This window comes from Pseudomonas weihenstephanensis (assembly GCF_001043055.1).
GTDB lineage: Bacteria > Pseudomonadota > Gammaproteobacteria > Pseudomonadales > Pseudomonadaceae > Aquipseudomonas > Aquipseudomonas weihenstephanensis.
In genome coordinates, this window is sequence record NZ_JYLF01000003.1 from 1 (window position 1) to 12,892 (window position 12,892).

Here is a 12,892-nt window from a genome sequence, read left to right on the forward strand (position 1 = left end):
CTGACTCCACAAGCACCCACACGAATTGCTTGATTCAGTTGTTAAAGAGCGGTTGGTTAAGCTTTCGCTCAACCGAGGCGCGCATTCTACAGCAGCCTCTGTTGCTGTCAAGCGGTTATTTCAGAAGATTTCAAAGTTTCCCTTGTAACTTCAACCACTTGCGCTTTCGATCTCTCGTTAGCGGGAGGCGAATTCTACAGCGTTACACGCCGCTGTCAACACCTCATTTCCTGCTTCGATGATTTGAAGCTAGCATCACCAAAAACCTTCCAACTCATTGATACTCAAGGAGTTTTCCGTTTCGACTACGCCGGAAGTGGGGCGAATTATAGGGCGTTTTAAATCTGAGTCAACCCCTAATTGAGCGACTCTATCAATTACCTTCAACAGCCCAATAAAACCTCTATATAGAAGAGGGGGCTAACGCCCCCTCCTTACATACAGCCACATCAAACCACGCCTGATTTACGCAGCCCTGCCAACGCCCCCGCAGTCAATCCCAGCACGCGCTGCAATACCTCATCGGTATGCTCGCCCAACAAAGGTGGAGCATTGCGATACTCGACAGGCGTCTGCGATAAGCGAATTGGACTGGCAACCTGCGGCACACGCCCAGCCAGCACATGAGGCAACTCTATTGCCAACCCGCGCGCCTGCACCTGAGGGTCCTGAAACACCTGCGCCAAATCATTGATCGGCCCGCAAGGCACCCCCACCGCCTCCAACTGAGATACCCACTCAGCCGTCGTTTTGAAGACAGTCACCTGGCGTATCAGCGGCACCAACACCGCTCTATTCGCCACACGCTCTTTATTAGTCGCAAACCGCGAGTCCTGCGCCCACTCTCCACAACCGGCCACTTCAGCAAATTTTCGAAACTGATTGTCATTCCCCACGGTAAGAATGAAATCACCATCCGCAGTAGGAAAATCCTGATAAGGCACAATATTTGGGTGCGCATTGCCTAGCCGCTTAGGAGGAACACCTGTAGTCAGATAATTCATCGCCTGATTCGCCAGGCACGCCACCTGAACATCCAGCAGCGCCATATCGATATGCTGACCACCGCCACCATGCTGACGATGGGCCAGCGCCGCCAGGATGGCGACGGTCGAGTACAGCCCCGTCAAAATATCTGTCAGCGCTACACCCACCTTGACCGGCCCTGCCCCCTCTTCACCGTCAGGCTGCCCCGTCAAACTCATCAGGCCACCCAACCCCTGAATCATGAAGTCATAGCCTGCGCGCTTGGCATACGGCCCCGTCTGACCGAAACCGGTGATCGAGCAGTAAATCAAATCTGGATTGATCTCCTTAAGCGACGCATAGTCCAAGCCATAAGCCTGCAACCCACCTACTTTGAAGTTTTCGATCAAAATATCGGACTTCGCCGCTAACTCCCGCACCAGCCGCTGACCTTCAGGCTGAGTGAAGTCAATGGTCACCGACTGCTTGTTGCGATTAGCCGACAAATAATAGGCCGCCTCCCCTGTGCTCTCACCATAAGCATCTTTAAGGAAGGGCGGCCCCCAGGCTCGCGTGTCATCGCCATTGCCCGGACGCTCGACCTTGATCACTTCTGCCCCAAGGTCTGCCAGGATCTGCCCGGCCCACGGACCAGCCAACACGCGCGACAAGTCCAACACCCGCAAATGCGATAAAGCACCCATGAGCCGAACTCCTATTAATAGAACGCCTGAAGACCCGTCTGCGCACGCCCAAGAATCAGAGCATGCACATCGTGCGTACCCTCATAGGTATTCACCACTTCAAGGTTGACCAAGTGACGTGCCACGCCGAACTCATCAGAAATGCCGTTACCACCCAACATGTCACGCGCCATGCGGGCGATATCAAGTGATTTGCCGCACGAGTTACGCTTCATGATCGACGTAATCTCTACCGCTGCAGTCCCCTCATCCTTCATCCGGCCCAAACGTAGGCAACCTTGCAGGGCCAGGGTAATTTCAGTCTGCATGTCAGCCAGTTTTTTCTGAATCAATTGGGTCGCCGCTAAAGGACGACCAAACTGCTTGCGATCCAAAGTGTATTGGCGGGCGGTATGCCAGCACGACTCAGCCGCCCCCAGTGCGCCCCAAGAAATGCCGTAGCGCGCCGAATTCAAGCAGGTGAACGGCCCCTTCAAGCCACGCACATCCGGGAAAATGTTTTCTTCAGGCACAAACACGTTATCCATGACGATCTCGCCGGTGATCGATGCACGCAAACCCACCTTGCCGTGGATCGCAGGCGCACTCAGACCTTTCCAGCCTTTCTCCAGAACAAAGCCACGAATGTCACCTGCATCATCCTTGCCCCAGACCACAAACACATCCGCGATAGGGCTGTTGGTGATCCACATCTTGGCGCCCGTCAGGCTGTAGCCGCCCTCTACTTTACGTGCCCGAGTAATCATCGCACCCGGATCAGAACCATGATCAGGTTCTGTCAGACCAAAACAGCCGATCCACTCGCCCGACGCGAGCTTGGGCAGGTACTTCTGCTTCTGAGCCTCAGTGCCGAACTCATTGATTGGCACCATCACCAGCGAAGACTGCACACTCATCATTGAGCGGTAGCCGGAGTCCACACGCTCTACCTCACGCGCGATCAGGCCATAGCTGACATAGTTGAGACCGCTGCCGCCGTACTGCTCAGGAATCATCGCACCCAGCAGACCGGTTTCACCCATCTCCCGAAAAATGGCAGGATCCGTCTTCTCATGCCGGAAAGCCTCAAGCACACGCGGCGCCAACTTGTCCTGGGCAAACTGTTCAGCGCTGTCACGCACCATGCGCTCTTCTTCAGTGAGCTGTTGATCCAGCAGCAGTGGATCGATCCAGTTGAAGCTTGCTTTACCCGCCATGAGTGAACCCTCGCGAAATAGATCAAATGTCGTGGGCCAATCCTAGGTCCCTTCTATATAGAAGGACAAACGAGGTTTACGCACCCTCTTGTGCTAATTTCTCACTCCGTGAAGATCAAAAACGCCATATTTGACTGCCTTTAGTGAGGAAGCCGTACATGCGCCGCAAGATTCCCAGCACGACCGCGCTCATCAGCTTTGAGGCCGCCGCGCGCCACGAAAGCTTCACCAAAGCTGCGCAAGAACTCTCTCTCACTCAGGGCGCCATCTGCCGACAGATCGCTAGCCTTGAAGCGTTTCTCAGCGTCGAACTTTTCAGACGTTCCAAGCGTGGAGTCAAACTCACCGAAGCTGGTCTTTCCTACAGCAGGCGCATTGCAACCCAACTGGACGCCGTAGAACGCGACACCCTTTCGATCATGGGGCAACAAGGCGCTAACGTTATTGAACTGGCCGTTGTGCCCACCTTTGGCACGCAATGGTTGCTTCCCCGACTCAAGGACTTCCAACAGCAGCACCCTGACGTCACGGTCAACCTTACAAACCGTACCCGCCCCTTCCTCTTTGCCGACACCGACTTTGACGCCGCCATCTATTTCGGCGATGCCGACTGGTCCGGCACCACGTCCTACCGTCTGATGGGGGAAAACCCGGTCCCTGTTTGCAGCCCCACCCTCATCAACACCCACAAAACCCTCAGCGCATCAGCACTCGCCGAACTCCCCTTATTGCAACAGACCACCCGCCCCTACGCGTGGCGGCAATGGTTCAACGCACAAGAGATGAGCGTGCCACGCGACATGACCGGTCCACGCTATGAACTGTTTTCGATGCTGGCCCAAGCCGCCATGCACGATATGGGCGTCGCCCTTATCCCGCCTTTTTTGATTCAACGCGAGCTGACCGAGCAACGCCTGGTGATTGCCCACCCCGCCACACTACCCAGCACCAAGGCTTATCACCTGATGATTCCAGAACGCAAAATCGAATCTGCCTCTCTCCAGGCGTTTCGCGACTGGCTCATCCAGCAAGCCCGGCGCTACAGCTTGCTTTAGCCAAGAGCAACGTCCGCAATGATTATGTAGCGCATCAACAAATAGCCCTACATATGTACGTAAATGTCGCTTTATAACACCCTAAACTTATGTCTATATGGACAAACCTGTAGGCCAGTAACCACGCGGCCTACAGGGTATTTCCGAAAGTTATGCCCGCATAACTAAAAGAAATGTGAAAAAAACTCTAAAAGCACCTTTAATCCCTAGAAGCACCGTCGTTACTGGCGCCCGGCTTATCATTGCGACATTCGGTCACGGCATGACTTGTAGTAAAAATTCCGTCACCCTCCATAAGTTCTTGAAGGGCTAAAAAATCGCCTGCATTATGCGGCGCCCCACCCTGATTCTGGTGGGGTCGTGCTGATCGGCCGCCCCAGACGCACCCACCGCAGTGCGCTGGCTTTCTTATAAAAGATCACGCAGGAGATATGACGTGCACATTGGTGTTCCTCTCGAAACCCACACGGGTGAAACGCGGGTTGCTGCAACCCCGGAAACCATCAAGAAGCTGATCGGCCAAGGCCATAAGGTGACTGTTGAAAGCGGCGCGGGCATTAATGCCAGTGTTATCGACAGCGCTTATGAAGCCGTCGGCGCAACCATTGGCAGCGCCCGAGAAGCCTTGGGTGCCGAGCTGATTCTCAAAGTGGTTGCCCCCAATGACAGCGAACTGGCCCTGATTAACAGCGGTGCCGTGCTGATTGGCATGCTCAACCCGTTCAGCAATGAAACCATTGCCAAACTGGCGGGGCACGGCATCACGGCCTTCTCTCTCGAAGCGGCCCCACGCACCTCTCGTGCGCAAAGTCTTGATGTGCTGTCATCCCAAGCCAACATTGCGGGTTACAAAGCCGTGTTGCTGGCCGCTCACTATTACCCCCGTTTCATGCCCATGTTGATGACCGCAGCAGGCACCGTTAAGGCAGCCCGCGTGCTGATCCTTGGCGCCGGGGTTGCAGGCTTGCAGGCCATCGCCACCGCCAAACGCTTAGGCGCCGTGATTGAAGCGTCGGATGTACGACCTGCGGTTAAAGAGCAGATTGAATCGCTGGGAGCCAAGTTCGTCGACGTGCCGTATGAAACGGACGAAGAGCGCGAGTGCGCCGTCGGTGTGGGCGGCTACGCACGGCCCATGCCTACGAGCTGGATGCAGCGCCAAGCTTTGGCCGTTCACGAACGCGCCAAACTGGCTGACATCGTCATCACCACTGCGCTGATCCCCGGCCGTAAGGCCCCGGTACTGCTCAGCGCAGAAACCGTGGCGCAAATGAAACCCGGCTCAGTGGTCATCGACCTCGCCGCGGCGCAAGGCGGTAATTGCCCGCTGACCGTGGCGGATCACGTCGTGGTTGAGCACGGTGTCACCCTCGTGGGCCACACCAATCTGGCTGCAATGGTGGCCGCAGACGCCTCCGCGCTGTATGCCCGCAACTTGCTGGACTTCCTCAAGCTGGTCTTCACCCCTGAAGGGCAGTTTCAGATCAACCTAGAAGACGACATCGTCGCTGCGTGCCTGATGTGCCGCGACGGGCAAGTCGTGCGCAAAAACGGCTGAGGATAAAAACAATGGAAGAGCTGATCTCGCCCGGCATCTACAACCTGATCATTTTCGTGCTGGCCATTTACGTTGGCTACCACGTGGTCTGGAACGTAACCCCTGCCCTGCACACCCCACTGATGGCCGTCACCAATGCCATTTCGGCGATTGTGATCGTCGGCGCGATGCTCGCCGCCGCGCTGACAGTCACCCCGCTGGGTAAAACCATGGGCACCCTGGCCGTCGCACTGGCAGCCGTAAACGTATTCGGTGGATTTTTGGTCACACGGCGCATGCTGGAAATGTTCAAGAAGAAAGCACCTAAAGCTAAAGACGAGGTGCGTAAACCATGAGCATGAATCTGGTCACTGTGCTGTATCTGGTTGCATCGATCTGCTTCATTCAAGCGCTTAAAGGCCTGTCGCACCCGACCACCTCACGTCGCGGCAACCTGTTCGGCATGCTCGGCATGGCTTTGGCGGTAATTACCACCGTAGGGCTTATCTACAAACTAGGCGCTGAAATAGCGACAGCGGGTATCGGCTACGTGATTGTCGGCCTGTTGGTCGGCGGAACAGCTGGCTCGGTCATGGCCAAGCGCGTTGAAATGACCAAAATGCCCGAACTGGTTGCCTTCATGCACAGCATGATCGGCCTGGCTGCGGTGTTCATCGCCATTGCCGCCGTCGTCGAGCCGCAATCGCTGGGCATCGTCAAACAACTGGGCGACGCCATTCCTGCGGGCAACCGTCTGGAACTGTTTCTGGGTGCTGCCATTGGCGCGATTACCTTCTCGGGTTCGGTGATCGCTTTCGGCAAGCTGTCGGGTAAATACAAGTTCCGCCTGTTCCAGGGTGCACCGGTACAGTTCGGCGGCCAACACAAGCTGAACCTGGCACTGGGCCTGGCCACCTTGGCGCTGGGCATCACCTTCATGCTGACCGGCAACCTTAATGCCTTCGCATTGATGCTGGCTCTGGCGTTCGTACTGGGCGTGCTGATCATCATCCCGATTGGCGGCGCAGACATGCCGGTCGTGGTGTCGATGCTCAACAGCTACTCAGGCTGGGCAGCAGCAGGTATCGGCTTCTCGCTGAACAACTCAATGCTGATTATTGCCGGTTCGCTGGTGGGCTCCTCGGGCGCAATCCTGTCGTACATCATGTGCAAGGCGATGAACCGTTCGTTCTTCAATGTGATTCTCGGCGGTTTTGGCGGCGCAACCGATGTGGCCGGCCCTGCGGGTGCGCAAGAAGCCCGTCCGGTTAAATCCGGCTCGGCAGACGACGCCACCTTCCTGCTGACCAACGCCGACACCGTCATCATCGTGCCGGGTTATGGCCTGGCCGTAGCGCGGGCACAGCACGCACTTAAAGAGCTGACCGAGAAGCTGACCCATCGCGGCGTAACCGTCAAATACGCCATCCATCCGGTAGCGGGCCGGATGCCCGGTCATATGAACGTGCTGCTGGCCGAGGCCGAAGTACCTTATGACCAAGTGTTCGAAATGGAAGACATCAACTCCGAGTTTGGTCAGGCCGACGTGGTGCTGGTGTTGGGCGCCAACGACGTGGTCAACCCGGCAGCCAAGAACGATCCCAAATCCCCGATTGCGGGCATGCCGATCCTTGAGGCTTACAAAGCCAAGACCGTCATCGTTAACAAACGCTCAATGGCCAGTGGCTACGCAGGTCTGGATAACGAACTGTTTTACTTGGATAAAACCATGATGGTCTTCGGTGACGCCAAGAAAGTTATTGAAGATATGGTCAAAGCGGTCGAGTAACATCTCCGCCACTGCACGACTGAGAACCCCGGCGCTGAATTGACCGGGGTTTTTTATTCCCCAAAGATCCCGACCAAAGGGTCTAAATCGCCGTCAGGCATTCGACCATGGTAGCGGGACGCCAGCCTTTGAAAATGAATAGACTGCGCATCTTGCTTCCGTTGCCCGAGATAACAATCCATGTACCGTGAACGTATTCGCCTAAATTCCCTGCACGATAAGGTCATGAGCGCCGAAGAAGCCGCCGCCCTTATCCAAGACGGCATGACCGTCGGCATGAGCGGTTTTACCCGTGCCGGCGAAGCCAAGGCCGTCCCAAAAGCATTGGCCGAGCGCGCTAAAACATCGCCCCTGAAAATCACCCTGATGACCGGCGCCAGCCTGGGCAACGATCTGGACAAACAACTGACCGAGGCCGGTGTACTGGCTCGTCGCATGCCGTTCCAGGTAGACAGCACCTTGCGCAAAGCTATCAATGCTGGCGAAGTGATGTTCATTGACCAGCATTTGTCCGAAACGGTTGAACAGCTGCGTAACAATCAACTGAAGCTGCCGGATATCGCAGTAATTGAAGCCGTCGCTATTACCGAGCAAGGTCATATTGTTCCAACGACTTCTGTAGGCAACTCCGCCAGCTTCGCGATTTTCGCCAAACAAGTGATCGTCGAGATCAACCTGGCGCATAACCCGAATCTGGAAGGCCTGCACGACATCTATATTCCGACCTACCGTCCGACGCGCACGCCCATCCCGCTGGTCAAAGTCGACGACCGTATCGGCAGTACTGCGATCCCGATTCCACCAGAAAAAATCGTCGCCATCGTTATTACCAACAAGCCCGACTCACCGTCCACGGTGTCCGAGCCAGACAGCGAAACCGACGGCATCGCCTTCCACCTGATCAACTTCCTCAAGGCTGAAGTTGAAGCAGGCCGCATGACCAACAAACTCGGCCCGCTGCAAGCAGGTATCGGCAACATCGCCAACGCCGTCATGTGCGGCTTGATTGACTCGCCGTTCGAAGACCTGACCATGTACTCCGAAGTGTTGCAGGACTCGACTTTCGACCTGATCGACGCTGGCAAGATGAGCTTCGCCTCGGGCAGTTCGATCACCTTGTCTGAACGTCGCAACTCGGACGTATTCGGCAACCTGGAGCGCTACAAGGACAAACTGGTCCTGCGCCCGCAAGAAATCTCCAACCACCCTGAAGTGGTACGGCGCCTGGGCATCATCGGCATCAACACTGCCCTGGAATTCGACATCTACGGCAACGTGAACTCCACCCACGTCTGCGGCACACGCATGATGAACGGCATCGGCGGTTCAGGCGATTTCGCCCGTAACGCTCACCTGGCGATCTTTGTGACCAAGTCCATTGCCAAGGCTGGCGCGATCTCCAGCGTCGTGCCAATGGTCAGCCACGTCGACCACACCGAGCACGATGTGGACATCCTGGTGACCGAACAGGGCCTGGCCGACCTGCGCGGCCTGGCACCTCGCGAACGCGCTCGGGTGATCATCGACAACTGTGTACACCCGGATTTCCGTGAAGCACTCAATGACTACTTCAGCAAAGCCTGTGCAATCGGTGGCCACACCCCGCACATCCTGCGCGAAGCGTTGAGCTGGCACATCAACCTGGAAGAAACCGGGAAAATGCTGCCGTAACACGCGAGCTAGACAGCCGCCGCAGAAAACACTGTTTCCTCGGCGGCTTTTTTGTGCCTGGAGTTTCAAAAACTGTACTGCTGTACTGGTCATTTCCTACTCTTACCACGGCAATTTCTCACTAAATTGATCAAAAATGCACCAACTTAGTGCCGACAGGTACAGTTGCGCCCATTTATGGCCGTACAGCGCCCATAAACAGTTAACTGGCTCATCACAATACAAGTGAACTGTATCTAGAGAGTCTCGACACGGAGGAGGATCATGGGCACCAGTTAAACCACTCGCCAATGCCGCCACAAGCGGAAGGATGCCATCATGGAACGTACCCTCAGTTCCGATCTGTTCAACGAAAGCAACACTGTAAACACCCAGGCTTCCATGCCTTTGCGCGTACTTGCCAACCTGATGTTGTGGCAGCGCCGTATCTCCAGCCGCCATCAACTGGCTCGCCTGGATTCGCGTCTTCTGGCGGATGCCGGGATTAGCGAAGCACAGCGTTACGAAGAGCTGAGCAAGCCGTTCTGGCGCTAACAAGCGCTCGCTGGCCCTGACCACCGGTCCACCGCCAGCACCCAGAATTGAAAAAACAAAACCCGTCGCGGGCAACCGCTGACGGGTTTTGTCGTTTCAGCAACCCTGTTTACGTAAGCCACCATCGAATAGGTACAGTTTTAAATACAGCACACAAGAACAAGTACAGTTATAGAAATCCTTGAGCCAGAGCGCTAAAACACCCGTTACAGGTAAAACATTCTTTGCCCCGCGCAGCACTCGGCCTACTATTCGCCCATAACGTCTAATGTATAAGCACCTGCCAAGGAGTATCACCATGTCCACACTTCGCCTACTGAGCGCAGCGGCTTTGCTGGTTGTTGCCGCCAGCGCCAATGCTTCCAGCTTCATCGTGACCACCGATGCCATCGTAGGTACGCTCAAGGCCACCACCGACCTGACCTCAGATGCCACCAACTCCATCCGCGACAACAAGATAGTGCGTGCAGCCCGTGACGACGCCGCCAGCTTTGTCGCCAGTGAAGGCACTGTCCGTGGCGTTAAGCTCGAAAGCGCACTGGACTTCATCCGCCAGCAAGCACCGCAGCTGCAAGCCTCCGACACCCAATTGGCTCAGGCCATCCTGACCCTCTGACAGGTCGTCTTCCTGTAGGAGCGCGCTTGCTTGAGATAAAGCCCGCCCCTACATGAAGAACACGCCCCCCGCTCTGGCCCTGCCCCGCCCATTACGCTAGCCTTGGCCCTCGCTCAACCAACGTCGAGACCCATGCGCTTTCTCACTATCGCTTTACTTGCCCTTTGCTGGGTTCAATCTGCATCCGCCTTCGACACCAGCACACAAACCACAGTGCTCACCGGTTATGTCACCAGCAAAGTGACGTCGGCTCCTTTCGACAACAAACTGATCCGCGCCGCTCAGGATGACGCTGCCGCTTTTATCGCCAGTGACGGTCAACTGCGGGGTTCGCAGTTGGAGTCTGCGTTGCGCTACGTGCGCCACAGCCAACCAAAATTGAGTGCCAGCGACTTTGAACTGGCACAAGCGATTCTCGTCCAATAAACACCCGCGTTTTCTGGAGAAATGTCATGCGTAGCCCGTTGATTGTCGCCACCCTTGGCCTGTTGTTGCTCGCCGATGTGGCGCAGGCACAAACCCTGGTGCAAACCAGTAACATCATCGTTCGCGCATTCGGACGCACCATCGACTTCACTTCTGACACCACCACCTCGATCCGCGACTCAAAAGTAGTGCGCGAGGCCCACGATGACGCCGCTACCTTCGTTGCCAGCCAAGGCGACATTCGCGGCGTACAACTGGAAGCGGCCTTCAACACCCTGCGCGATCGCGTACCTGAAGCACGCAACGCCAGCGATCAAGTCCTCGCCGAAGCCATCCTCGCGCTGTGAGGCCGATAGCGCGCTGGCTCGCCGCCTGTGGCCTGCTGCTGATCGGCAGCAGCGCCCAGGCCGCGCTGCATCTGCAACTCAAGACCGACGGCCTGAGCCCGGCTGAGCAACAGGCGACCCAAGCCTTGCTCGACGAGGCCATGCACAAGCTGCCACCGCGCTTGATCGAGCAATTGGACCGCCAGATTCTGGTGGGCTGGACCGAAGGCATGCCGAGCAACGCCTACGGCCAAGCCTCACTGGTGTCCGAGCTGGACCTCAATCGCAAACTGCTGGCGAGCCTGACCGACGGTTCGGCCGCCACCGAGCAAACCAATCGCCCCCACGGCACGGTACGCCGCGAATTACTCGCCACCGTGCTGCACGAGCTGACGCACATCTACGACCGCGCACGTCTGTGGCCTGCTGCCGAGCGCACCCAAATCCAGCGTTGCACGCGCCAGCACAACAGTGCCGGGCTGATTGGCCTGCCGGACGACTGCCGAGGCCAGGCCGAACGCCGCTTCACCCTCAGCGACGATCCGCGGCTGCTTGACCTGGCAGGGTGGCAGCAATACGTCGGCCGCCGCGGCGAACGGGAGCAAGACAACCATCAGGTGGTGCGCAGCCCCGACCTCTACGAGGTCAGCAACCCCCGAGAATTTGTCGCGGTCAACATGGAGTACTTCCTCCTCGACCCGGCCTACGCCTGCCGCCGCCCGGCGCTGTATCGCTACTACAAAGAGCGCTTCGGCTGGGCGCCCGCAGCCAAGGATGAATGCCCCAAAGGCTTCGCCTTTCTCAATGCCGGTAACGACTTTGCCAAACAGCCGCTCGGCACCGTCGACCCGGAACGCGTGTATGCCGTGGACTACTTGCTTGCCGAGGCCAACCAAGAATGGGCCAGCCGCTGGGGCCACAGCATGCTGCGGCTGGTGATCTGCGCGCCGGGGCGTCCTCGGGGGCCGGATTGCCGGCTCGACCTGCAAGAACATCTGGTGTTGTCCTACCGCGCATTCGTCAACGACGTACAGCTGTCGAGCTGGGATGGCCTAACCGGTGCTTACCCGTCACGCCTGTTTGTATTGCCGCTGGCCCAGGTGATCGACGAATACACCAAAACCGAACTGCGCAGCCTGGCGTCCGTGCCGCTCACACTCAACCGTGCAGAAATCGAAGACGTGGTAGAACACGCCGCCGAGATGCACTGGAGCTACGATGGCAACTACTACTTCATCTCCAACAACTGCGCGGTCGAAACCCTGAAACTGCTGCGCAGCGGCAGCGACAATTCGCAGCTCAAAGGCCTGGACAGCATCATGCCCAACGGCTTGCTGGAGGTGCTCAAGTCCCGTGGCCTGGCTGATACCAGCGTGCTGAACGACAAAAAAGAAGCCCTGCGTTTGGGTTATCGCTTTGACTCGTACCGCGACCGTTATCAGGCGATGTTCGATGTACTCAAGACCCGTCTGCCGATCAAGCAAACCAGCGTCGAAGACTGGCTCGCGCTCAGCCCGGATGAACGTCGCCCGTGGATCGGGCAAGCCGACCTGCGCGCCAGTGCTGCGTTGTTACTGTTGGAGCAAGCAGCCTTTCGCCGCCAACTGCTGTTGGCGCAAGACGAGGTTAAACAGAAGTACTTGAAGGTACGCGGCATTGAAGGCGCCGGTATGGACAAGGCCAATCAGACACTGCAAGAGATCCTCGCCAGCAGCGGCTTTCTCAGTCGTCCGGCCGAACTGCTTGGCAGCAGCGGCTATGGTTTGCCACAGGCAAAAGAGTGGGAAATGCTCGAATCAGAAAGCAGCCAGCGCCAGCAGCAATTACTGCGCCTGACCGGTGATTTGGACAAAGAAGTACGCAGCCTGCTGGAGCCGGCGCGCGCGGCTGAAATTGCCGCGACCGAGGCCAACGTCAAACACATCGGCGAACATCTGCGAGCGATCCACAAAGCCTCCGGCGGCCTGCAACTGCCATAAGCCCTCCAGTCGTTAACGAGCAGCGCGAGGCTGCGACCGAACGTGATGCGGCACGCGATCGCAGCCTCGTACCTCGACAGCGGCTACGGCTTA

At 57.1% G+C, this 12,892-nt stretch carries 12 protein-coding genes; 10 read left to right on the forward strand and 2 right to left on the reverse strand.

Annotation, left to right across the window (positions count from 1 at the left end):
- Positions 1–449 precede the first annotated feature (449 nt).
- Together TU86_RS07615 and TU86_RS07620 are read right to left on the reverse strand one after the other, a co-directional pair.
- Positions 450–1,670 carry a CaiB/BaiF CoA transferase family protein gene (locus tag TU86_RS07615; protein WP_048363705.1) on the reverse strand — a complete coding sequence of 407 codons (1,221 nt, stop codon included), beginning with the start codon at positions 1,668–1,670 and terminating at the stop codon, positions 450–452.
- Positions 1,671–1,684: 14 nt separating this feature from the next.
- Positions 1,685–2,866, reverse strand: a complete 1,182-nt coding sequence (locus TU86_RS07620) for an acyl-CoA dehydrogenase (protein WP_048363706.1) — start codon at positions 2,864–2,866, stop codon at positions 1,685–1,687.
- Between the two features lie 158 nt (positions 2,867–3,024).
- Here TU86_RS07620 and TU86_RS07625 point away from each other — a divergent pair, with 158 nt between their 5' ends.
- The 10 genes from TU86_RS07625 to TU86_RS07670 all read left to right on the forward strand — a co-directional run bounded on the left by TU86_RS07625 (position 3,025) and on the right by TU86_RS07670 (position 12,799).
- Positions 3,025–3,921: a LysR family transcriptional regulator gene (locus TU86_RS07625; RefSeq protein ID WP_048363707.1), complete on the forward strand. Its 897-nt coding sequence runs from the start codon at positions 3,025–3,027 to the stop codon at positions 3,919–3,921.
- 436 nt (positions 3,922–4,357) lie between these two features.
- Positions 4,358–5,479 (forward strand): Re/Si-specific NAD(P)(+) transhydrogenase subunit alpha, encoded by a 1,122-nt coding sequence (locus TU86_RS07630; protein WP_048363708.1) that lies wholly within the window; start codon positions 4,358–4,360, stop codon positions 5,477–5,479.
- An 11-nt stretch (positions 5,480–5,490) separates the two neighbouring features.
- Positions 5,491–5,814 carry an NAD(P) transhydrogenase subunit alpha part 2 gene (locus TU86_RS07635; RefSeq protein WP_048363709.1) on the forward strand — a complete coding sequence of 108 codons (324 nt, stop codon included), beginning with the start codon at positions 5,491–5,493 and terminating at the stop codon, positions 5,812–5,814.
- On the forward strand, positions 5,811–7,247 hold the full coding sequence (locus TU86_RS07640) for an NAD(P)(+) transhydrogenase (Re/Si-specific) subunit beta (protein ID WP_048363710.1): 1,437 nt from the start codon (positions 5,811–5,813) through the stop codon (positions 7,245–7,247). Before TU86_RS07635 ends, TU86_RS07640 begins: the two co-directional genes overlap by 4 nt.
- 180 nt (positions 7,248–7,427) lie before the next feature.
- On the forward strand, positions 7,428–8,918 hold the full coding sequence (locus tag TU86_RS07645; RefSeq protein ID WP_048363711.1) for an acetyl-CoA hydrolase/transferase family protein: 1,491 nt from the start codon (positions 7,428–7,430) through the stop codon (positions 8,916–8,918).
- Between the two features lie 318 nt (positions 8,919–9,236).
- Positions 9,237–9,452 (forward strand): DUF1127 domain-containing protein, encoded by a 216-nt coding sequence (locus TU86_RS07650; protein WP_048363712.1) that lies wholly within the window; start codon positions 9,237–9,239, stop codon positions 9,450–9,452.
- Between the two features lie 298 nt (positions 9,453–9,750).
- Complete coding sequence (locus tag TU86_RS07655; protein WP_048363713.1) at positions 9,751–10,068, forward strand: DUF2388 domain-containing protein; 318 nt, start codon at positions 9,751–9,753, stop codon at positions 10,066–10,068.
- 132 nt (positions 10,069–10,200) lie between these two features.
- On the forward strand, positions 10,201–10,494 hold the full coding sequence (locus TU86_RS07660) for a DUF2388 domain-containing protein (protein WP_048363714.1): 294 nt from the start codon (positions 10,201–10,203) through the stop codon (positions 10,492–10,494).
- A 26-nt stretch (positions 10,495–10,520) separates the two neighbouring features.
- Entirely contained in the window at positions 10,521–10,841 is a 321-nt protein-coding gene (locus TU86_RS07665; RefSeq protein ID WP_048363715.1) for a DUF2388 domain-containing protein, read from the forward strand.
- On the forward strand, positions 10,838–12,799 hold the full coding sequence (locus tag TU86_RS07670; protein WP_048363716.1) for a DUF7844 domain-containing protein: 1,962 nt from the start codon (positions 10,838–10,840) through the stop codon (positions 12,797–12,799). The genes TU86_RS07665 and TU86_RS07670 overlap by 4 nt, the downstream gene beginning before the upstream one ends.
- Positions 12,800–12,892: the final 93 nt, after the last annotated feature.